Below are 21942 nucleotides of genomic sequence, written 5' to 3' on the forward strand. Positions count from 1 at the left end.
CCTCCCTACCGCACCTCGACGAAGGCGTCGGCGCTGCGCTCCGGGCGCAGGCGCGGGGGTTCGGCGGGGCGGCCGACAGCGACGGCGCCCATCGGGTCCCAGCCGGCCGGCAGGTCCAGGGCGGTGCGGACGGTGTCGCGGCAGAACATGGTGGACGAGACCCAGGCGGAGCCGTAGCCCTCGCCGGTGAGGGCGACCAGCAGGTTCTGCACGGCGGCGCCGGCGGCGACGGTGAACATCTCCCGTTCGGCGGCGGCGCGCCGGGCGTCGGGGTAGTCGTGCGAGCCCTCCATCACCAGGCAGGGCACCACCAGGTACGGCGCGTCGCGCAGGACGTCGCCGCGCGCGGTGCGGCGGGCGATCCTGGCGTCGTCCCAGCCGTCGAGTTCGCGCAGGTCGCGTTGCCAGGCGGCGAGCATCGCGTCGAGCAGCCGGGTGCGGGTGTCGGGCGACTCCAGCAGCACGAACCGCCAGGGCGTGGTGTGGTGCGGGGCGGGCGCGGTGACGGCGGCCGCGACGGCGCGGCGGACGGCGGCCGGGTCGACGGGTTCGGCGGTGAAGGAGCGGACGGTGCGCCGCAGGGTGACGGCCTGCCGCAGCGCCTCGGAGGTGCCGAGCCGGAACATGTCGTCCGTGGAGGGCCGGACGAGCGGCCGGACGCCGTCGCCGTCCTCGGCGGTGACCAGGTGCCCGAGTCCGCGGACGACCGCCACCGGGACTCCGGTGGCCTTCCCCTTCACCAGGTCGGCGGCGGCGGCGAGCTCGTCGGCCGTCGCGGTGACGGTCATCTCCAGCTCGTTGCCGTGGCTGTCGGTGCGCCCGCGGTGGTCCTCCAGCACGGAGAGCCCGGCGGCGCCGATCGCGACGTCGGTGAGTCCGTTGCGCCAGGGCCGGCCGAAGGTGTCGGTGACGAGGACGGCGAGCCGGCGGCCGGTGAGCTGCTGCAGCCGGGCCCGCAGCGCGCGGGCCGAGGCGTCCGGGTCCTCGGGCAGCAGCAGCACGGTGCCGGGGGCGGTGTTGGAGGCGTCGACCCCGGCGGCGGCCATGACGAAGCCGTTGCGGTTCTCGACGATCCGGATCGGTCCGCGCCGGGCCACCAGCCGGACGGTCTCGGCGTCGATCGCGGCCTCGCGGTCGGCGTCGTGCAGCAGCCGGCCCTCGGCCTTGCTGACGATCTTCGAGGTGACCAGCAGGATGTCGCCGTCGAGGTACGTGCCGGCCTTGGCGATGAGCGCGGCCAGGTCGGCGCCGGCGTCGACCTCCGGGATCCCCTCGATCCCCAGGATCCGCAGCGGCTCGGTCACTTGCGGACCTGCTCCGCCAGCGCCAGCGCCGCCCGCGCCATCTCGGCGGTGGCCTCGACGTCGGTCATCAGCAGCGGGACGGCCCGGCAGGCGATCCCGGCGCCCTCGACCGCGGCCACCGACGCCTCGTCGGCGGTGTCGACCAGCCAGCCGTCGATGAGCGCGGAGCCGTAGTTCAGTGCGACCGCCTCGGCCGTGGCCTCGACGCCGACGGCGGCGAGCACCTTGTCGGCCATGCCCCGCACCGGCGCCCCGCCGATGATCGGGGAGAGCCCGACGACGGGTGCCGCGGCGGCGGCGACGGCCTCCCGGATGCCGGGGACGGCGAGGATGGTGCCGATCGAGACGACCGGGTTGGACGGCGGGAAGAGGATGACGTCGGCCTCGGCGAGTGCCTCCAGCACGCCGGGCGCGGGCTTGGCGGTGTCCGCGCCGACGGGGATGATCGCCTCGGCGTCCACGGCGGCGTGCAGCTTGACCCAGTACTCCTGGAAGTGGATCGCCCGGGTGCCCTGCTCGTCGGTGATCCGCACGTGGGTCTCGACCCGGTCGTCGCTCATCGGCAGCAGCCGCACGCCGGGCTTCCAACGGACGCAGAGCGCCTCGGTCACCTGGCTGAGGCTGTACCCGGCGGTGAGCATCTGGCTGCGGACGAGGTGGGTGGCGAAGTCGCGGTCGCCGAGCCCGAACCACTCGGGGCCGACGCCGTACTCCTTCATCTCGGCCTTGATCGACCAGGTCTCGTCGGTCCGGCCCCAGCCCTGCTCCTCGTGGATGCCGCCGCCGAGGGTGTACATCACGGTGTCGAGGTCGGGGCAGACCTTGAGGCCGTAGAGGTGGATGTCGTCGCCGGTGTTGCCGATGACGGTGATCTCGTCCTGCGGTCCGACCGCCGCGAGGAGTCCGCGCAGGAAGCGCGCTCCGCCGATTCCGCCTGCCAGTGCCACGATGCGCATGGGGTCATCCTGCCACGGTCCGACCGTCCGTCAGCCGTGCGCTCGGCGCGTTCCGGCCTGCGCCTGGTGCTCGGCGTGCTGCTCGGGGACGGCGTGGGCGCCGTACTGGTTCATCTCGGTGAGGCCCGGCGTGTAGAGGTGGATCGAGACGGCGGGTTCGAGCGCGCCGTTGACCACCTCGTGCAGGTAGCCGGACGAGAACACCCTCTGCCCGCCGGGCTTCAGGGTGCGGGCGCCCTCGCCGGCGTGCGTGAGGGAGCGCTCGATGAGCTCGCCCCGGACGACGGTCAGCACGCCGGAGGAGTCGCCGTGGTCGTGGAAGCCGCTGCTCTGGCCGGGCAGCCAGCTGAGCAGCCAGACCTCGTAGCCGGGGCCGGTCTCCAGCCGGGCGTACCAGCGGGTCAGCGCGTCGTAGCGGACCAGGGGCTCCCAGCGGGCGCGGTCGGCGGCGATCTCGCGGACCAGCCGGGCGTACTCGGCGACGGTGGTGGGGTGGGCCGGCAGGTCGGTGCGGGCCAGGTGCGGGAAGGCGAGCGGGTCGCCGGCGATGGAGACGTCGCTCAGGCCGTCGTGCCAACGGCCGGTACGGGCGGTGGGGGCGGTACGCGCGAGGCCCAGGCGGGCGAGCTTGTTGCGGTCGCGGTTCCGCTTGCGGATGCGGATCATGCGCACGGGAGTCGTCCTCGGAGGAGTCGGCTGGTTCGTCGGGATCAGCCGGATCCGGGATGTCCTGGGGCGGGATTCGCGGGCGGCCTCTGTGCTTCCTGGGGGCGGCGCGCGGTGGGACGCGGGCGCCTAGATACAGCAGGAACAGAGGCGACAACAAGAGTTCACGGCACGGCGAAGCGTGGAACCGCTCCGGGGGCTGGCGAACTCTGACATAGGAGCAAGGACACCGCATCCACGCGGGCGGTGTCAAACCGAATCGTGCGGCATTCGAGTGGGTTCGGCCCGGATCTTTCCCTGATGGGGTGATTCATCACTCTCTATGTTTCGATGGGAAGATCGCCGGGAAGGCAGGCCGATGACCGGCCTGTGGCGGTGACGGAGCGTCACCTGGCGAATGGTTGCGGACGGTTCGGCGCTGTTCAGGGCCTTGAAGCAGAAGGTCCGTTGTGTCCGGATATGTACACTATTCGTAACGGCTTGGTGCCGGGGAGTGAATCCTGGCCCCAATACCAGAGCTCGGCTTGACTGGGCCAGAGTGACGCAACTGTAATTTCACTCGTGTCGTCAGCCGCACGAGGCAACGGCAACCACGGGGACGCCAAGTAGGGGCAGAGGAGGCGCGCCACATGAGCGAGCTCTTTGAGCTGTTGATCGGGGACGGCATCGCGGAGGACGAGGAGGAACTCGGTTGGCAGGAGCGCGCGTTGTGCGCCCAGACCGACCCCGAGTCCTTCTTCCCCGAGAAGGGCGGCTCGACCCGCGAGGCCAAGAAGGTCTGCCTCGCCTGCGAGGTCCGCTCGGAGTGCCTGGAGTACGCCCTCGCCAATGACGAGCGCTTCGGCATCTGGGGCGGCCTGTCCGAGCGCGAGCGCCGTCGGCTCAAGAAGAGCGCGGTCTGAGGGGGTGGGCCCCCGCCGCCGCTGATCCTTCGACAGCGGCGGACGACCGCACGGCTGTACGGGCGCCTCACCGTGGTGGTGGGGCGCTTTCGTGTTCCCGGCCCCCTTCGCGCGGGCTCCGTCCCGGTCCCCGTCGCCCCTCCTCCTCGGTCTCCCCGGCGGTCGCCTTCACCGTCCCCGCACCGGCACCCCGCACGAACCGTCCACCGGGAGCCGTTAGTGTGGTGCGCCATCCGGTTGCCGTTCACCGGCTGTGTCCACCGAGAACTGGGGCCCGCGCACTCGATGACCGTCTACAGCCACCAGAGCGGCCTCACCGCTTCCAGGCCGCCCGCCTATCCGCGCCACCTGGTCACCGCGGTGATCGTCTCGCACGACGGCGCCCGCTGGCTCCCGCAGGCACTGGCCGGCCTGCTCGGGCAGGACCGCCAGGTCCAGCGCGTCCTCGCGGTCGACACCGGCTCCACCGACGACTCCCCGCGGCTGCTCGCCGACACCCTCGCCGACTGGCTCCCCGAGAGCGGCCCGATCGTCCTCGGCCGCCGGGCCGGTTTCGGCACCGCCGTCGCCGAGGCCGTCTTCAACAGCCCGCCGCTGCGCCCCGAGGACCTGCCCTACCGGCTCGACCCCTCCGGCTACGACCCGGTCACCGGCGGCTGGGACGACTTCGGCGACCCGCTCGCCCAGGAGGACGACCTCGGCCGCGGCGGCCCGCGCGAGACCCAGCCGATCGAGTGGCTCTGGCTGCTGCACGACGACTGCGAGCCGCAGACCGACGCGCTGCGCCGCCTGCTCCAGGTCGCCGACTCCACCCCCAGCGCCGCCGTCGTCGGCCCCAAGCTGCGCAGCTGGTACGACCGCCGCCAGCTGCTCGAAGTCGGCGTGACGATCGCCCGCTCCGGGCGACGCTGGACCGGCCTCGACCGTCGCGAGCAGGACCAGGGCCAGCACGACCAGGTCCGTCCGGTGCTCGCCGTCTCCAGCGCCGGCATGCTGGTGCGCCGGGACGTCTTCGAGGAGCTCGGCGGCTTCGACAAGGCCCTCCCGCTGATGCGGGACGACACCGACTTCTGCTGGCGGGTCAACGCCGCCGGCCACCGCGTCGTGATCGCCCCCGACGCCGTGCTGCGGCACGCCGAGGCCGCCGGCCGCGAGCGCCGCGCCATCGACTGCGCCTCCTCCCACCCGCACCGGGTGGACAAGGCCGGCGCCGTCTACACCCTGCTCGCCAACTGCAGGGGCGCACTGTTCCCCTACGTCCTGCTGCGGCTGGTGCTCGGCACCCTGCTGCGGGCCGTCACCAACCTGCTCGGCAAGGACCCGCGCCAGGCGGTCGACGAACTGGCCGGTCTCGGCCACGAACTCGTCCGCTTCCCACGGCTGTTGGCCGCGCGCAAACGCCGCTCCCGGACCAGGGCGGCGGACGCCCTGGACGACCGCACGCTCTTCCCCGCGCCCGGCGCCACCACCCGGCTGGCCGTCGAGGGCGTCATCAGCTCCCTCGGGATAGGCGGCAGCGACGACACCGGCAGCCGGCACGGCTCGGTCGAGGCCGGCGGCGACGACGACTCCGAGGACCTCGTCGTCGAGCAGTTCGCGCTGGTCAAGAAGCTCGCCCGGCGCCCGGCGCCGGTGCTGTTCGCGGCCCTGCTGGTGTTCGCCCTGGTCGCCTGCCGCGGCCTGCTCGGCAGCGGAGAGCTGTTCGGCGGCGCCCTGCTGCCCGCCTCCGACGGCGCGGGCGGCCTCTGGTCGATGTACGCGGACGCCTGGCACCCGGTCGGCACCGGCTCCACCGCCGCCGCTCCGCCGTACCTCGGCGTGCTCGCGGTGTTCTCCTGGCTGCTGTTCGGCCACGCCGACCTCGCGCTCACCGTGCTCGTCGTGCTCACCGTCCCGCTGTCCGCGGTCAGCGCCTACCTGGTGTCCCGCCCGCTGCTGGACTCCAAGCTGGTCCGCGCCTGGGCCAGCGCCACCTACGCGCTGCTGCCCGCCGCGACCGGCGCACTCGCCCAGGGCCGGATCGGCACCGCCGTCCTCGCCGTGCTGCTGCCGCCGCTGGCTCGCGCCGCCGCGATCGCGGCCGGCCTCGGCATCCGGGACGAGAGCGCCGCCAAGGGCGCCCGCCCGGGCTGGCGGCCGGTCTGGATGGCCGTCCTGCTGCTCACCCTGGCCACCGCCTTCGTCCCGCTGACCTGGGCGCTCGCCGTCCCGCTCTGCCTGGCGATGCTCGTCGCCGCGGTGCTGCGCGGCGGGGCCTTCGGCTCCGGCGGTACGGCGCTGCGGCTGCTCGGCCTGCGCGTCCTGGTGATCCTCGCCGTCCCGGTCGGCGTGCTGGCCCCGTGGTCGCTCAAGGTGCTGTCGCACCCCCAGTCGCTGCTGCTGGAGGCCGGGCTGCCCGGCCTGCACGGCACCGGCGCGAGCGCGGCCGGCCTGCTGCTGGTCAACCCGGGCGGCGCCGGCGTGCCGCCGATCTGGCTGTCGGCGGGTGTCGTCCTCGCCGCGCTCGCCGCGCTGCTGCGCGCCGACCGCCGCCGCGCGGTGCTCGCCGCCTGGGGCGCGGCCGGCGCCGGCCTGGTCTTCGCGGTCGTGGTGGCGGGCACCTCCGTCACCCCGGCCTCCGGCGGCCCGGCGGTGCCCGCCTGGGCCGGCCCGGCCACCCTGGTCGCCGGGATCGCCCTGCTGGCCGCGGCCGCGATCGGCGCCGACGGCGCCAACGCCCGCGTCGCCGGGATCGCCTTCGGCTGGCGCCAGCCGGTGGCCGCCCTGGTGGTGGCCGCGGCCGTGCTGGCCCCGCTGGGCACCGGCCTGTGGTGGGCGCTGACCGGCGCCGGCAAGCCGCTGAACCGCGCCGCGGTCGGCCAGGTGCCCGCCTTCATCGCGGAGGAGGCCGGCACCACCGACCGGTCCCGCACGCTCGTCGTCACCGGCGAGAAGGGCGGCGGCGCCGTCCGCTACACCGTGCTGCGCGGCGCCGGCCTGACGCTCGGCCAGGCCGAGTCCACCGTCGACCCGGCGACCGGCACCCAGGACGGCCTGAACCGGATGGTCGGCAGCCTGCTGGCCGGCTCCGGCGCCGACCAGGCCGGCGCCCTGGCCGGCTACGGCATCGCCTACGTGCTGGTCGAGCAGCCGGTGATCGACGCCTTCAAGGACGTCCTGGACGCCACGCCCGGCCTGGTCAAGGCCAACCAGGACAACGGCACGGCGCTCTGGCAGGTCAACGGCGCCCCCGCGGTCCGCGCCGTGATCACCGCCCCGGGCGCCACCCCGGTGGTCGTCCCCGCCGGGACCCGCGACCTCGCGGCCACCGTCCCGGCCGGCCCGGACGGCCGGGTGCTGCGCCTCGCCGAGTCCGCCGCACCCGAGTGGAAGGCCACCCTGGACGGCACCGCGCTGGAGTCCACCACGGTCGACGGCTGGGCGCAGGGCTTCAAGCTCCCGGCCGGCGGCGGCAAGCTCACCGTCACCCGGGAGGGCAGCCTCGCCCACACCGGCTGGATCTGGGCCCAGGTGCTGCTCGGTCTGACCATCCTGGTGCTGGCCCTGCCCGGGCGCCGCAACCACAACGACGACGACCTGCCCGAGGAGGTGGTGGCCGCCGCCGCGCTGGCCGCCGCCGCCCAGGCGCAGGCCCCCGCCCCCGGCAGCCGCCGGGCCCGCCGGATGGCCGAGCGGGGCGAGGGCGGCGAACCCGGCGCCGACGACACCGGGGTGTACGAGGGCCGGCCGGGTGCGATCCCGGCGCAGCCGGCCGCCGAACCGGTGACCGAGGCGGTCCAGGCGGCCGCCGCCGTCCAGGAGGCCGAGCCGTACACCGACCCGTACCAGACGTACCAGCAGGCCGACCCGTACAGCTACGACCAGTACGCGGCCCAGCCGCCGGTGGCCGCGCCGTACGGCGGCCAGGGCTACGAGACCCAGGGGTACGACGGCCAGGGCTACGACGGCCACGGGCAGCAGGCCTACCCCCAGCAGGGCTACGAGCAGCCGTACGGGTCGGAGCAGCAGTACGGCTACGACGCGTACGGGCAGCCGGACCACCAGCAGCCCTGGCAGCCGGGGCAGCCGCCGTCCGAGCAGCCCTACTACGACCCGAACGACCCCAACGGCACCGGCCGGTACCCGCACCAGCCCGGATCGGGGAGCTGACCCGCGATGAAGAAGCCCGCATTCAGGAAGAAGTCCGGCGCCGACGAGGCCCCCGAGCCCGTCGGGACGGCCTTCGCGCCGGAGCCGGCCGCGTCCGAACCGGCCGCCGGTCCCGGCCGGTTCGCCGGGAAGGCCGGCGGGACGAGGACCACCCCGTCCCTGCTCGCCGCGGCCGTGGTGCTCGCGGCGGTGTTCGGCATCGCCCAGGTGCGCCCGCCGGCCGCTCCCCCGGCCGCCTCGGCCGGGGGAGCGGCCGCGACCACCGCGCAGGTCGAGCGGACGGGGGCGGTCTGTCCGCAGCCGCTGCAGGGCCTGACCGGCTCGACCACGCTCACCGCCTACACCCCGCCCGGGACGGGCTCCGCCACCGGCGGCGCCGGCTGGCTCTCCGACGCGGCCGCGCCCGCGGTGGCCGCCCAGCCCTCCGGCACCCCCTCCGCCGCGGCCACCCCGACGGCGACGGCGACCGCGACCCCGGCCCCGACCGGCTCGGGCGCCCCGACCGCCCAGGCCAAGGACAAGAACGCCGCGCCCGCCGACGCCCGGCTGACGCTGGCCAAGCCCGGCACCCCGGCCACCGGACCGGCGGGCAACGGGGACACCGCACCCGGCACCGGGGCGCTCGCCACCGGCGCCCTCGCCCCAGGCTTCACCGTCACCCAGACCACCGTCGTCACCGAGCCGCGCGGCCTCGGCCTGTCCGGACTCACCTGCACCCCGGCGGGCACGAGCTTCTGGTTCGCCGGGGCCAGCACCGCCGCCGACCGGGTCGACTACCTGAGCCTGGTCAACACCGAGTCCTCCGCCGCGGTGGTCGACATCAAGCTGTACGGCGACAAGGGCCTGATCGACAACGACGCCGCCAACGGCCTGACCGTCGCCCCCGGCAGCTCCCAGTCCGTCCTGCTGTCGACCCTCAGCAAGGGCGCCGTCACCGACCTCGCGGTGCACGTGGTGGTCCGCTCCGGCCGGGTCGGCGCGGCGCTGCACGCCGCCGACGGCGGCAAGGGAGCCGACTGGATCCCGGCCTCGGCCGCCCCGGCCGCCACCCAGGCGATGGCCGGCCTGCCCGCCGACACCTCCGCCGCCCGACTGGTGGTCTGGGCGCCGCCGGAGGACGACGCCGACCTGAAGATCCAGCTCTCCGGCAAGAACGGCTGGTTCTCCCCGGCCGGCAACGAGTCGATCCACGTCAAGGCGGGCATGGTGGCCGCCGTCGACCTCGGCAAGGTCACCCGGGACGAGGTCGCCGGGCTGCGGCTGTCGCCCAGCGACCCCAAGCACCCGACCCCGATCGTGGCCGGGCTGCGGATCGACCGGGCGGCCGCCAACGGCAAGACCGACGCGGCCTGGCTCACCGGCAGCGACCCGGTCGGCGCCCGCGGCAGCGTCGCCGACAACCGGGCCGGCGGCTCCACGCTCTACCTGACCTCCACCGGCGACGCGGCCACCGTCCGGGTCACCGCCTCGGCGGGCAGCGGCGGCGGCACCCCGGCCACCAAGGAGGTCCAGCTCCCGGCCGGCGGCACGGTCGCCCTCCCGGCGCCCGAGCCCGCCGGGCTGAACGGCGTCTTCGCGCTCAGCGTGGAGACCGTCTCGGGCGGCCCGGTGGTCGCGGCCCGGATGCTGTCCATCCCCACCAAGGACGTGCCGATGTTCACCGTCCAGGCGCTGCGCGACGACCGCAGCACCGTCAAGGTCCCGCAGGCCGCCCAGGACCCGGGCGTCGTCCTGAACTGAGCGAGGACGGCCGGCGCGGCCGGGACGGCGAGGACGACGGGGGGCGGCACCGGTGCGGTGCCGCCCCCGCGTCAGTCCTCGTCGTAGCGCGGGTCGATGGCGTCCGGCGAGAGCCCCAGCAGCTCGGCGACCTGCTCGATCAGGATCTCGTGTACCAGCGCCGCGCGGTCCTCCCGGGTCTTCGCCCGGATCTCCACCGGCCGCCGGTAGACCACGATCTGGCTCTTGCGTCCCTGCTTGCCCGGCGACACCCGCCCCAGCGGCACGCCGTCCTCGGCGTCGGCGCCGTCCGGCTCGTGCAGCGGCACCTCCTGGACGGCGAACTCCACCTCGATCAGTTGCGGCCACCGCCGCTCCAGCCGCTCGACCGACTCGCGCACGTAGTCGTCGAACAGTTCGGAACGGGTGAGCGAGATCGGCACCTGCGGCGGCGCCAGCGGGCCGCGCATCCCCCTGCCGTGCCGGTCGCGGTGCCGGGGGCGGCGCGCTGGGCCTGTCGATGACTGCGGTGCGGAGCTGTCCATATCACTGCCGAGAGTAGTCCTTGGACGGTCGGAAGTGGACCACTCCGGCGGGGAATCGCCCGGGGCGGCCGATACGCGTCCCCGGCGCCCGGAGGGCGACACGGCACACCCTCCGGGCAGGCGGTCTTCGCTCCCCGGCGGGGAGTGCGGTACCGTCCACCCTCGTGAGCTCTGTACGTCGTTGTTCGCGGACCGCGTGCGGCCGGCCGGCCGTCGCGACGCTGACGTACGTCTACGCGGACTCGACCGCCGTCCTCGGCCCGCTCGCCACCTACGCCGAGCCGCACTGCTACGACCTGTGCGCCGAGCACGCCGAGCGCCTCACCGCCCCGCGCGGCTGGGAGGTCGTCCGGCTCGCCGCCGAGGCCGGGCCGCTGCGCCGCAGCAGCGACGACCTGGAGGCCCTCGCCAACGCCGTGCGCGAGGCCGCCCGCCCGCAGACCCCCCGTCAGGGCCGCGCGCCCGAGGGCGAGTCCACCGAGGGAAGCCGCCGCGGCCACCTCCGGGTGCTGCGCTCGCCCGACAACTGACGCCTGTCCCGGCACGGGGCGTTCGTCCGGCCCGGGTACGCTGCCGGTCTACCGCCACCGCGCCCGTCGATCGGACGGGCGGTGGCCGTACCGTGACCGACCAGTACAGAGACCAGGGTGGAGCCGCAGTGCGCGACCTCAAGCAGCTCGTGAAGGCGTACGACGTCCGAGGCGTCGTCCCGGACCAGTGGGACGAGAGCCTGTCCCGGGCCTTCGGTGCCGCGTTCGTGCAGGTCACCGGCGCGTCCGCGATCGTCGTCGGCCACGACATGCGCCCCTCCTCCCCGTCGCTCAGCCTGGCCTTCGCCGAGGGCGCCGCGGCCTACGGCGCCGACGTGGTGCAGATCGGGCTCTGCTCGACCGACCAGCTGTACTACGCCAGCGGCAAGCTCGACCTGCCCGGCGCGATGTTCACGGCCAGCCACAACCCGGCCCAGTACAACGGCATCAAGCTGTGCCGGGCCGGCGCCGCCCCGGTCGGCCAGGACACCGGCCTGTCCGAGATCCGCGAGCTGGTCGAGTCCTGGACCGCCGAGGACGACACCGTCACGATCCCGGCCAAGGACGTGAAGCCCGGCGCGCTCTCCGCGCAGGAGACCCTGCGCGGCTACGCCGACCACCTGCTGGGCCTGGTCGACCTCACCGGGATCCGCCCGCTGAAGGTCGCGGTCGACGCCGGCAACGGCATGGGCGGCCACACCGTGCCGACCGTCTTCGACGGCCTGCCGATCGAGCTCGTCCCGATGTACTTCGAGCTGGACGGCACCTTCCCGAACCACGAGGCCAACCCGCTCGACCCGAAGAACCTGGTCGACCTGCAGGCCAAGGTGCGCGAGGTCGGCGCCGACGTGGGCCTGGCCTTCGACGGCGACGCCGACCGCTGCTTCGTCGTCGACGAGCGCGGCGAGCCGGTCTCCCCGTCCGCGATCACCGCCCTGGTCGCCGCCCGCGAGATCGCCCGCGCCCGCGCCGCCGGCGAGGACGAGCCCACGATCATCCACAACCTGATCACCTCCTGGACCGTCCCCGAGGTGGTCCGCGAGCTGGGCGCCAAGCCGGTGCGCACCCGGGTCGGCCACTCCTTCATCAAGCAGGAGATGGCCGTCACGGACGCCGTCTTCGGCGGCGAGCACTCGGCCCACTACTACTTCCGCGACTTCTGGCGCGCCGACACCGGCATGCTGGCTGCGCTGCACGTGCTGGCCGCGCTGGGCGGGCAGCCGGGCACGCTGTCCGCGCTCACCGCCGAGTACGACCGCTACGCCGCCTCCGGCGAGATCAACAGCACCGTCGCCGACCAGGCCGCCAGCACCGCCGCCGTCCGCGCCGCGTACGCCGGCCTGGAGGGCACCGAGGTGGACGAGCTGGACGGCCTGACCGTGGCCGGGCCGGACTGGTGGTTCAACCTGCGCGCCTCCAACACCGAGCCGCTGCTGCGCCTGAACGTCGAGGCCAAGGACCCGGCGAAGATGGCCGAGCTGCGCGACGGCGTGCTCGCCGTCGTCCGCGGCTGAGCGGACGCACCTGAGCGGACGCGCCTGACCTCGGCGCCCGGTGCCCCGGCCGGTAGGGTTTCCTATCGGCCGGGGCACCTCCGCGCCACCACCGAACTTTGGAGAGCCCCCATGAAGCTCGAATCCTTCCTGCTGGAGATCCTGGTCTGCCCGCAGTGCCGGGCCGCGCTCACCGAGGGCGGCACCGAGGAGCAGCCCGAGCTGGTCTGCACCGGTGCGGACTGCGGCCTCGCGTACCCGGTCCGCGACGGCATTCCGGTCCTCCTGGTGGACGAGGCCCGCCGCCCGGCCTGATCCTTGGGGCGAAGCCCCCACCCCGCCAGCCGCTCAGGACCGCAGCCGGAGGCCCGCCGCATGCTCGACGACACCCTGCTCGACGACCCGGCCGCCCTCCAGCGCGCCGACCAGGACCGCGCCCTGCTGGCTCTGGCCGGCGCCGGCGCCCGGGTCCGGACCGCGCTGCGCCAGGCCGACGCGGCCGGCCTCGACCGGCTGCGCCCGGACGGCCGCCCGCGGGCCGTCCTGGTCGCCGGGCACGGCAGCGCGCTGACCGCGGCCGGGATGCTGGCCGCGCTGGCCGGCACGGCGAGCCTGGTGGTCGCACTGCCGCCGACCGAGGCGGCCGCCCCGCGCAGCGACCGGGCCGGCGCCCCGCCCGCCTTCACCACCGGGCTCGGCTGGCAGCTGCCCGGCTGGGCCGGCCCGCTCGACCTGCTGGCGATCAGCTCCGCCGACGGCGGCGAGCAGGGCCTGGTCGCCCTCGCCGAACAGGCCTACGCGCGCGGCTGCTCGATCGTCGTCACCGCCCCGGCGGGCAGCCCGCTGGCCGAGGCCGCACTGCAGGTGCGCGCACTGCCGCTGCCGTACGTGACCTCGGTGCTGCCCGAGGACGGCCCGCCCGCCGCGGCCGCCGAGCCGGACCTCCCGGCCGAGGACCCGGCCGCGCTGTGGTCCCACCTCACCCCGCTGCTGGCGCTCGCCCAGAAGATCGGCCTCACCCAGCTGCCGTACGACGCGCTGCCGGGCGTGGCCGACCTGCTGGACGCCACCGCCGTGCGCTGCCGCCCGGACGCCGCCGCGTACACCAACCCGGCGAAGGGCCTGGCGGCGCGGCTGGCCGGGACGGTCCCGCTGCTGTGGGCGGAGGACCCGATCGCCGGGGCCGCCGCCGCCCGCTTCGCCGCCCAGCTGGCCGACCGGGCCGGGCGGCCGGCGCTGGCCGGGGAGCTGCCGCAGGTGCTCACCGCCCACCGCGGCATGTTCACCGGGCAGTTGGGCGCGGGTGCGGACCCGGACGACTTCTTCCGCGACCGCGTCGAGGAGCCGGACCCGCTGCACCTGCAGGTCCTGCTGCTGCGGCACACCCCGGGCGCGGCCGGGACGCAGGGCGAGCAGGACGGCCCGGTCGAGGTGTCGGAGGAGGACGCGGGCCCGCGCAGCTTCGGGGTGACCAGGGCGCACCGGCTGGCCGCCGCGCACGACGTCCGGCTGACCGAGTACGCCAGCACCCGGCCGGACGCGCTGCTCGGGCTGGCAGACCTGGTCGCGCTGACCGATTTCGCCGCCGTCTACCTGGGCCTGGCTGCCGCGCAGTCCTGAGACGGTCGACCGGGCCGGGCCGTGCGGCCGGTACGGTAAGCGGTCGAGGACGCTGACCCGAACCCGTGAAGGACATTCAGGCATGAGTACCGAAGGCGGCACCAAGGCACTGGTGGCGGCGCTGTCCGCGAATCTGGCGATCGCGGCGGCCAAGTTCACCGCCTTCGGCTTCACCGGTTCCTCGTCGATGCTGGCCGAGGGTGTGCACTCGGTGGCCGACTCCGGCAACCAGGTGCTGCTGCTGGTCGGCAGCAAGCGGGCGCGCCGGGAGGCGGACGAGGAGCACCCCTTCGGGTACGGCCGCGAGCGCTACGTGTACGCCTTCCTGGTGGCGATCGTGCTGTTCAGCGTCGGTGGTCTCTTCGCGATCTACGAGGGCTGGCACAAGGTCAACCACCCCGAGGCGCTCGACTCCTGGGTCTGGGCGGTCGGCGTGCTGATCTTCGCGCTCGCGATGGAGGGCTGGTCCTTCCTCACCGCGATGCGCGAGTCGGCGAAGCTCAAGGGCCGGCAGAGCTGGACCCAGTTCATCCGCACCGCCAAGGCGCCGGAGCTGCCGGTGGTGCTGCTGGAGGACACCGGCGCGCTGATCGGCCTGGTGCTCGCGCTGTTCGGCGTCTCGCTCACGGTGATCACCGGTGACGGCGTCTGGGACGGCATCGGCACCCTGTGCATCGGCGTCCTGCTGGTGGTGATCGCCGTGGTGCTCGCCCTGGAGACCAAGTCGCTGCTGCTCGGCGAGTCCGCCGACAAGGACTCGGTGCGACGGATCCGCGAGGCGCTGGTGGACGGCCGGTCCGTCACCGGGGTGATCCACATGCGGACCATGCACCTCGGCCCGGAGGAGCTGCTGATCGCCGCCAAGATCGCCGTCAACGCCGAGGACAGCGCCGCCCGGGTGGCGGAGGCGATCGACGCGGCGGAGGAGCGGGTCCGGGCGGCCGTCCCGATCGCGCGGGCGATCTACCTGGAGCCCGACGTCTACAGCGCCGAGAAGGCCGCGGCGGGCGAGGACCCGGCCGCCACGCCCGGCGGGCCGGGCCCGGAGGCCTCGCACTGACGGGCCACTGACGGGCCGGGCCGGGGCTTCGGCCCCGGGCGACCGGAGGCCTCGCCGAGGCCCTGGGGCCGGGCTTGAGACCCGGTCGGATCGGGGGCCGAAATCGGTCATCGGCAGACGGCTCGTGGGGCCGGCGGTGTAGATTCGTCACCAGAGCCAGAACGTCGCTGCTGATGGCGGTCGATCGGCGGCCCGCCCCCGTAGGGTGTGCGCCGGTCGAGGGAGAGAGGTCCTCCGACGGTTTGTGCTGCGCAGGGAGCCGGTCCGCCACCGCGGGGATCCGGTGGTCCCGGCGTGGCCGTGCACCCGTACGGCCTGCCATGCGCGATGCACATCCGGACCTTCGGCCCCACCCCCATCAGCGAGGAGCAGACGCATGTCGACCGACATCACCGGTGACTTCAAGGTCGCCGACCTTTCCCTGGCGCCGTTCGGCCGCAAGGAGATCCAGCTGGCCGAGCACGAGATGCCCGGTCTGATGGCGATCCGCGCGGAGTACGCCGAGTCGAAGCCGCTGGCCGGCGCGCGCATCACCGGCTCGCTGCACATGACGATCCAGACCGCCGTGCTGATCGAGACCCTGACGGCGCTCGGTGCCGAGGTCCGCTGGTGCTCCTGCAACATCTTCTCCACCCAGGACCACGCGGCCGCCGCCATCGCCGTCGGCCCGGAGGGCACCCCGGAGAACCCGCAGGGCATCCCGGTCTTCGCCTGGAAGGGCGAGACCCTGGACGAGTACTGGTGGTGCACCGAGCAGGCGCTGACCTGGCCCGACGGCAAGACCCCGAACATGATCCTGGACGACGGCGGCGACGCCACCCTGCTGATCCACAAGGGCGTCGAGTTCGAGAAGGCCGGTGCCGCGCCGGACCCGTCCACCGCGGACAACGACGAGTTCCGGATCATCCTGGAGCTGCTGAACCGCACCCTCAAGGACACCCCGAACAAGTGGACCGAGGTCGCCGCCACCATCAAGGGCGTGACCGAGGAGACCACCACCGGTGTCCACCGCCTGTACGAGATGCACCGTGACGGCCAGCTGCTGTTCCCGGCGATCAACGTCAACGACGCCGTCACCAAGTCGAAGTTCGACAACAAGTACGGCTGCCGCCACTCGCTGATCGACGGCATCAACCGCGCCACCGACGTGCTGATCGGCGGCAAGGTCGCCGTCGTCGCCGGCTACGGCGACGTGGGCAAGGGCTGCGCCGAGTCGCTGCGTGGCCAGGGCGCCCGCGTGATCATCACCGAGATCGACCCGATCTGCGCGCTGCAGGCGGCGATGGACGGCTACCAGGTCACCACCCTGGAGGACGTCGTCTCGATCGCGGACATCTTCATCACCACCACGGGCAACAAGGACATCATCCTTGCCTCGCACATGGAGAAGATGAAGCACCAGGCGATCGTCGGCAACATCGGCCACTTCGACAACGAGATCGACATCGCCGGCCTGGCGAAGCTGCCCGGCATCGTGAAGACCGAGGTCAAGCCGCAGGTCCACGAGTGGCGCTTCGCCGACGGCCACACCATCATCATGCTGTCCGAGGGCCGCCTGCTGAACCTGGGCAACGCGACCGGCCACCCGTCCTTCGTGATGTCCAACTCCTTCGCCAACCAGACGATCGCCCAGATCGAGCTGTTCACGAAGACCGAGCAGTACCCGATCGGCGTCTACGTGCTGCCGAAGCACCTGGACGAGAAGGTCGCGCGCCTGCACCTCGACGCGCTGGGCGTGAAGCTGACCACCCTGACCAAGGACCAGGCCGACTACATCGGCGTTCCGGTCGAGGGCCCGTACAAGCCGGAGCAGTACCGCTACTGATGCGGTGTCGCTGACGCGCTGATGCTCTGACGCCGGTGGCCGGCACCCCCGCCCGGGGGTGCCGGCCACCGGCGTTCCGGCTCGTTCAGCGGACGATCACGTCGGAGGTCCAGGTGCTCGGGTCCGGGCCGAGGGCTTTGGTGTGGGCGAGTAGCCACGGCAGCCCGCCGAGCTGCGCCAGCGAGGGCGGCAGCTCGGCCCCGGCTCCGACGCACACCTGCACCCCGTTGTCCGCGGAGCACGGGCCGGTGATCGGCGACCCGTCCTTCCCGGTCGGCGACGCCGTTGACCCGGCGACGGACGGCTTCACGGACAACCAGACGGTTTTGCCCTCCGCCTCCAGCATCAGCCACATGCTCCAGGGGACCTTGGCGTTCGCGTCCGGACGCGCCAGCTGGACGTTGGTGACCTCGAACGCCGCGGGCAGTCCGGTGATCCGCACCGGCAGCGGGACGTCCCACGTGCCGTACCGGACCCCGGCGGCCACCTTGTGCAGGACCTCCCGGGCGATGTCGGCGGGCCGGCCGTCGGTGCCCGCGAGCTCCGCCCAGCGGCCCGAGGGCGTCAGCCACCGCAGGGTGGGCTGGTGGTCGTACGGCGGCGCGTCGGAGACCACCCAGTAGGCGCTCCGGCCGTCGACCGGCTCGGCCTCCTCCGCCCGGACCGTGCTTCCGGGCGTCCCGGTCATCGAGGGCCGCGCCCCGGCCGGGTACAGCCTGAGCTGCAGCCGCGGGGCGTTCCCGCCCCGGCCGTTCGCCTCCAAATCGAACCCGTGGAAGGCGGATTGGTACCCGACACCGTTGTCACCGTCGGCCCACTCCGGCAGCCAACCGAACCGGAGCTCAGGGGTCAGGGGGTCGGCCCCGGCCCGGGTCGGTGCGGCGGTCGGTGACGGCACGAGCGTCGGGGGCGCGGTGGTGGCCACCGCGGGTCCGGCGGGCAGCACGGGTGCGGCGGTGCCGGAGCCCGGAAGCAGGAGGGCGGCGCCGGCCACCACCGCGGCCGTCGCGCCCGCGACGCTGCCGAGCACGGCCAGCCTGCGCCGGCGAAGCCGCGTCGCGCCCTCGGCCAGGGAGCGGCCGGCGTCGAAACCCGGAGGCGGAGCCGGTTCGTCGGCCAGCGCCGCCAGACGGTTGGCCAGGTCGTGGGGATCCGTGGTGGTCATGACATCCTCTCGGCGACGGCGGGACGGGCGGTGAGCCTGCTGCGGAGGGTGTCCAGCGCACGGGAGCTCTGGCTCTTGACGTTCCCGGAGGAGCAGCCCAGGGCCTCGGCGGCCTGCTCGATCGACAGGTCGCAGTAGTAGCGGAGCACCACCGTGGCCCGCTGGCGGGGCGGGAGCGCGGCGAGCGCCCGGCGCAGGTCGAGGGAGGCGTCCAGGTCGACGCCGCCGGCCACCGCGTCCGGGTCGGCCTCCGAGCGGACGGTGCGGCGCCACCACGGGGAGCGCTGCTCGGCCAGGAACGTGTTCACCAGGACCCGGCGGGCGTAGCCGTCCCGGTTCTCCATCCGTGCGGCCCGCGCCCAGTTCACGTACAGCTTGGTGATCGTCTCCTGGACCAGGTCGTCGGCCCGGTGCCAGTCCCCGCACAGCAGATAGGCGACCTTCCGCAGCCAGCCGCTCCTGGAGGCCACGTACTCCGTGAACTCCGCGTCGCGCGTCTGCTTCGCCATCTGCACCCCCTCTCGTAGTGGCGGCGGCACCGATCCGGTGCCGTCCACCCCCCTAATGCGCGGGGCACCGCGGAACGTTGCACGTGAGTCGGACCCGGAAACGCGCACGTAGTCTTTCGGGCATGCCCAATGGCCGGTACTCGCTCCACGACACCCACGACCACGTCCTGCTCGGCGAGGAGCGTTTCAGCTGCGCTCCCGGGGCGGCCGGGTGGCGGTACGTGTCCAAGACCTACGCGCCGGACGGCCGGGTGATCGGCGGCGTCGACCTCACGCTGGACTCGCGGGCCCGGCCGCTGCGGATGGAGCTGCGGGCCGGGGGCTGGCAGGTGCGTGGCGGCGCTGTGGACGGGGTGGCCTGGGTGCGGACCGACCCGGCGGACCCGGGCGGCGAGCACGCGGCGGAGGGGCACGACCGGGCGCACGCCTTCACCGGCCGTTCGCCCGGCTTCCTGGTCGCCACCGCCCGGCTGCTGCGGCTGCGGGAGGGGGCGAGCGCACGGGTACGGCTGGTGGCGTTCACCGAACCGGTCCTGGCGCCGCGCACGCTCGACCAGGGGTGGTTGCTGGAGGGCGTCGACACCCACGAGACGGACTCGGGGCCGCTGCTCGTCGAGCGGTACCAGGTCGCGGACCTGGAGACGGGGGAGCAGCAGGTCGTCCACCTGGCGGGGGACGTGGTGCTGGCGGCGGGCGGGATCGAGCTGGAGGAGCTGGAGTCGCCGCCGAACGCCTGGCGGGTGGGGGAGGACGAGGAGTAGCGGGCCGCGGGACCGCCGGTGGCCGGGCCGGGCCGGGCCGCGGCTGGGGCCGGCCCGTGGCTCAGGAGGGCGGGGCGAAGCCGGTGCCCGCGGCGGGCTTGTCGAAGGACGGGACGGCCGGCGCGACCGGGGTGGGGGCGGCCGGCACGGGCGCCGGTGCCATGGGTACCGGTGCCGTGGGTACCGGGGAGGTCGGTGCGGGGGCGGTCGGAACGCCGAGGACCCGGAGCGGCCGTCCGTCGGCGGTGCCGGGCACCGGTCCGGAAGCCGGGCGGGGCGCCGGGACCTGCGGGGGCACCGGCCCGGCCGCCCACAGCTGCTGCTGGGCGCGCGTCCACTCCCGCCGCTGGCGCTCGGTGAGCACCGCGCCGAGGTACGCCGCCGGGTGCAGCCCCGGGGGAACGGGGTGGCCGATCCGGGCGGACAGGTCCTCGGCCAGCCGGGCGGTCATCCGGTTCATCACCGCAGGGTCCAACTGGCCGATCCGGCCGAGCAGTTGGCGCACAGCGAGCCAGAGCGGCTCCGGAACGGCCGAGAAGTCCATCGCGACCAGCTCGGGGCCCATCGTCTGGAGCAGGTGCGGGTGCACCGGCGGCAGCGGGGTGGCGGAGCCGCCCGCGCCCGGGGTGCGTTCCCGGACGACCACCGTCCCGGCGAAGATGTCGCCGAGCCGCCTGCCCTCCGAGTTCACCGCCGAGGTGATCACGGCCGGGGAGCCGGACAGCGCGATCAGCTCGAAGAACCCGACCAGCCCGCGCACCAGCGAGTGCCGGAACCGCACCGGGCCACCGTCGGTGCGCACCACCCGCAGGCCGAGCGCGGCCTTGCCCAGCGAGCGCCCGTGGCTGAAGGTCTCGACCATCACCGGGACGGCGACCAGGAAGAACACCATCATGCCGATCACGGTCGCCGCCAGGGCGGCGCCGTCGAGGCCGACCAGCGCGACGCTCAGCAGCAGCGTGACCACCAGCAGGGCGGCGAACTCCACGAGCAGGTCGAGCACGATCGCCAGTGCCCGACTCGGCAGCTTCGCCGTCTGCAGGCCGAGGACGACCGCCTCACCCGTCACCAGGTCGCTCAAGACACCTGTCCGTTCACGCTCTTGGAGCCCCTGCGGCTCGCCCTTGGGGACCCGGGACCGCCGGGGGCGGCAGCGCTGTGGAGGGAATCGGCCCGGACCGGCCCCCCAACGCCCCGCTCTCCGCAGTCTGATCCGCAGTCGCCAACATACGGGGCCCGGCGGGCGCGCGGGAAGTGAGATCCCCGGGGGCGGTCGCCCGGGGCGCTGCTGGCATGCTGGGCCGCACGTGTCCGTCCGTACCCGCCCGCGCACGCACGTCCGCGCCCACCGCCGATCATGGAGCCGCCGAATGGACCTGGACGTCTTCGTCGCCACCCACCAGGGGGAGTGGGCACGGCTGGACGCCCTCGCCCGCCGGCGCCGGCTCAACGGCGAGGAGGCGGACGAACTGGTCACCCTCTACCAGCGCACCACCGGCCACCTCGCCAAGGTCCAGGCCGCCGCGCCCGACCCGGCCGTGCTGAGCCGCCTGACCGGCCTGGTCTCGCGCGCCCGCAGCGCGGTGACCGGCTCCCGCACCAACGGCTGGCAGGACGTCGCCCGCTACTACACGGTGAGCTTCCCGGCCGCCCTCTACCGCGCGCGCCGCTGGTGGGTGCCGGTCGCGGTCCTCTCGCTGCTCGGCACCGTACTGCTCGCCTGGTGGATGGCCACCCACCCGGAGGTCCGCAACAGCCTCGTCGCCCCCGACCGCCTGCGGGAGCTGACCCGCCCCGGCGGACAGTACGAGGCCTACTACTCGGACCGGCCGGCCAGCTCCTTCGCTGCGCAGGTCTGGACGAACAATGCCTGGATCGCCGTGCAGTGCCTGCTCTACGGGATCGCGCTGGGCATTCCGGTGGTCTACGTGATGTGGACCAACGTGGTGAACCTCGGCATCGGCGTCGGGCTGATGGCCTCCGCCGGGCGCCTCGACGTATTCCTCGGTCTGCTCATCCCGCACGGCCTGCTGGAACTGACCGCGGTGTTCGTGGCCGGCGGCCTGGGCCTGCGCCTGGGCTGGACCGTCATCGACCCCGGTCCGCGCACGCGCGCCGTGGCCCTCGCCGAACAGGGCCGCTCGATCATCGGGATGTCGATGGGGCTGGCCACCGTGCTGGCGGTCTCCGGCGTCCTCGAAGCCTTCGTGACCCCGTCCGGCCTGCCCACCTGGGCACGAATCGCCATCGGTGTCCTGGCGGAGGTGGGCTTCCTCCTCTATGCGCTGGTGCTGGGGCGAAAGGCCGCCGAGGACGGCGAGTTCGGCGATGTGGACGCGGCCGACCGGGCCGACCTGCAGCCTGTCGCGGCGTGAGCCGCGTGATCGACACCCCTCTGAGCTGCTACTCTTCCCTCATCCCGGCCAAACCATTGACGTGGTGAGGGTGGGCTAGTAGGTTTGAACGGTTGGGACTGACTGGACAACGGTCGGGCCCGGGCGTTAGTGTCTACGACACCGCCGAATCGAGGCGAGCGCGTTTCACGAAATGCGCGCCCTCCGACGAAGCAAATCCCACGGACTGAGCACACCGAATGCTTTGATAAGCTTCGGAGCGAAGTTTGCAGGAAATCCCGCCAGCGGGAATCGGATGAATGAAACTCCGGAAAACGGAGCGGAAAACGTCTGATAAGCTGGAAACACGAAAGAACGAAGCCCGGAGGGTCCGCTGGAAGGCGG

At 74.0% G+C, this 21942-nt stretch carries 18 protein-coding genes; 11 read left to right on the forward strand and 7 right to left on the reverse strand.

From position 1 onward, the window contains the following. Positions 1 to 5 precede the first annotated feature (5 nt). The 3 genes from ACIRST_RS40360 to ACIRST_RS40370 are packed head-to-tail and all read right to left on the reverse strand — an operon-like array spanning position 6 to position 2932. Entirely contained in the window at positions 6 to 1304 is a 1299-nt protein-coding gene (locus ACIRST_RS40360; RefSeq protein ID WP_402809337.1) for a coenzyme F420-0:L-glutamate ligase, read from the reverse strand. Beyond that, complete coding sequence (cofD, locus tag ACIRST_RS40365) at positions 1301 to 2260, reverse strand: 2-phospho-L-lactate transferase (RefSeq protein WP_402809340.1); 960 nt, start codon at positions 2258 to 2260, stop codon at positions 1301 to 1303. Before cofD ends, ACIRST_RS40360 begins: the two co-directional genes overlap by 4 nt. A gap of 30 nt (positions 2261 to 2290) precedes the next feature. After that, the gene (locus ACIRST_RS40370) at positions 2291 to 2932 is read right to left on the reverse strand and encodes a cysteine dioxygenase (RefSeq protein ID WP_402809343.1); all 642 of its coding nucleotides are present in this window, start codon (positions 2930 to 2932) and stop codon (positions 2291 to 2293) included. 623 nt (positions 2933 to 3555) lie between these two features. Between ACIRST_RS40370 and ACIRST_RS40375 the strand changes: the two genes are divergently transcribed. The 3 genes from ACIRST_RS40375 to ACIRST_RS40385 all read left to right on the forward strand — a co-directional run bounded on the left by ACIRST_RS40375 (position 3556) and on the right by ACIRST_RS40385 (position 9717). Next, entirely contained in the window at positions 3556 to 3828 is a 273-nt protein-coding gene (locus ACIRST_RS40375) for a WhiB family transcriptional regulator (RefSeq protein WP_030062195.1), read from the forward strand. 285 nt (positions 3829 to 4113) lie between these two features. Further along, positions 4114 to 7977: a glycosyltransferase gene (locus ACIRST_RS40380; protein WP_402809346.1), complete on the forward strand. Its 3864-nt coding sequence runs from the start codon at positions 4114 to 4116 to the stop codon at positions 7975 to 7977. A gap of 6 nt (positions 7978 to 7983) precedes the next feature. Then, positions 7984 to 9717 carry a DUF5719 family protein gene (locus tag ACIRST_RS40385; protein WP_402809349.1) on the forward strand — a complete coding sequence of 578 codons (1734 nt, stop codon included), beginning with the start codon at positions 7984 to 7986 and terminating at the stop codon, positions 9715 to 9717. Between the two features lie 71 nt (positions 9718 to 9788). On the opposite strand, the gene ACIRST_RS40390 is transcribed toward ACIRST_RS40385, so the two are convergent. Beyond that, positions 9789 to 10241 (reverse strand): metallopeptidase family protein, encoded by a 453-nt coding sequence (locus tag ACIRST_RS40390; protein ID WP_350520081.1) that lies wholly within the window; start codon positions 10239 to 10241, stop codon positions 9789 to 9791. Positions 10242 to 10405: 164 nt separating this feature from the next. Between ACIRST_RS40390 and ACIRST_RS40395 the strand changes: the two genes are divergently transcribed. The 6 genes from ACIRST_RS40395 (at position 10406) to ahcY (ending at position 16769) form a co-directional block, all read left to right on the forward strand. Continuing rightward, positions 10406 to 10771 carry a DUF3499 domain-containing protein gene (locus ACIRST_RS40395; protein WP_350520082.1) on the forward strand — a complete coding sequence of 122 codons (366 nt, stop codon included), beginning with the start codon at positions 10406 to 10408 and terminating at the stop codon, positions 10769 to 10771. A 128-nt stretch (positions 10772 to 10899) separates the two neighbouring features. After that, positions 10900 to 12285: a phosphomannomutase/phosphoglucomutase gene (locus ACIRST_RS40400; RefSeq protein WP_350520083.1), complete on the forward strand. Its 1386-nt coding sequence runs from the start codon at positions 10900 to 10902 to the stop codon at positions 12283 to 12285. A 111-nt stretch (positions 12286 to 12396) separates the two neighbouring features. Then, positions 12397 to 12579, forward strand: a complete 183-nt coding sequence (locus ACIRST_RS40405) for a Trm112 family protein (protein ID WP_280686052.1) — start codon at positions 12397 to 12399, stop codon at positions 12577 to 12579. A gap of 60 nt (positions 12580 to 12639) precedes the next feature. Continuing rightward, positions 12640 to 13884, forward strand: a complete 1245-nt coding sequence (locus ACIRST_RS40410; RefSeq protein ID WP_402809352.1) for an SIS domain-containing protein — start codon at positions 12640 to 12642, stop codon at positions 13882 to 13884. 82 nt (positions 13885 to 13966) lie between these two features. Further along, positions 13967 to 14944, forward strand: coding sequence for a cation diffusion facilitator family transporter (locus ACIRST_RS40415; RefSeq protein ID WP_402809354.1), 978 nt, complete (start codon positions 13967 to 13969; stop codon positions 14942 to 14944). A 376-nt stretch (positions 14945 to 15320) separates the two neighbouring features. Then, positions 15321 to 16769 carry an adenosylhomocysteinase gene (gene ahcY, locus ACIRST_RS40420; protein WP_350520086.1) on the forward strand — a complete coding sequence of 483 codons (1449 nt, stop codon included), beginning with the start codon at positions 15321 to 15323 and terminating at the stop codon, positions 16767 to 16769. Between the two features lie 85 nt (positions 16770 to 16854). Here the strand turns inward: ahcY and ACIRST_RS40425 are convergent, their stop codons facing one another. Together ACIRST_RS40425 and ACIRST_RS40430 are read right to left on the reverse strand one after the other, a co-directional pair. After that, positions 16855 to 17934, reverse strand: coding sequence for a hypothetical protein (locus tag ACIRST_RS40425; protein WP_402809356.1), 1080 nt, complete (start codon positions 17932 to 17934; stop codon positions 16855 to 16857). Then, the gene (locus ACIRST_RS40430) at positions 17931 to 18443 is read right to left on the reverse strand and encodes a SigE family RNA polymerase sigma factor (protein ID WP_350520088.1); all 513 of its coding nucleotides are present in this window, start codon (positions 18441 to 18443) and stop codon (positions 17931 to 17933) included. Before ACIRST_RS40430 ends, ACIRST_RS40425 begins: the two co-directional genes overlap by 4 nt. Before the next feature lie 122 nt (positions 18444 to 18565). On the opposite strand from ACIRST_RS40430, the gene ACIRST_RS40435 reads away from it, so the two are divergent. Next, complete coding sequence (locus tag ACIRST_RS40435) at positions 18566 to 19204, forward strand: hypothetical protein (protein ID WP_350520089.1); 639 nt, start codon at positions 18566 to 18568, stop codon at positions 19202 to 19204. 61 nt (positions 19205 to 19265) lie between these two features. Here the strand turns inward: ACIRST_RS40435 and ACIRST_RS40440 are convergent, their stop codons facing one another. After that, positions 19266 to 20285, reverse strand: coding sequence for an RDD family protein (locus ACIRST_RS40440; RefSeq protein ID WP_402809359.1), 1020 nt, complete (start codon positions 20283 to 20285; stop codon positions 19266 to 19268). Positions 20286 to 20574: 289 nt separating this feature from the next. Here ACIRST_RS40440 and ACIRST_RS40445 point away from each other — a divergent pair, with 289 nt between their 5' ends. Next, positions 20575 to 21579 carry a stage II sporulation protein M gene (locus ACIRST_RS40445; RefSeq protein ID WP_402809362.1) on the forward strand — a complete coding sequence of 335 codons (1005 nt, stop codon included), beginning with the start codon at positions 20575 to 20577 and terminating at the stop codon, positions 21577 to 21579. Positions 21580 to 21942 lie beyond the last annotated feature (363 nt).

It is taken from the genome of Kitasatospora sp. NPDC101447 (assembly GCF_044767225.1).
GTDB lineage: Bacteria > Actinomycetota > Actinomycetes > Streptomycetales > Streptomycetaceae > Kitasatospora.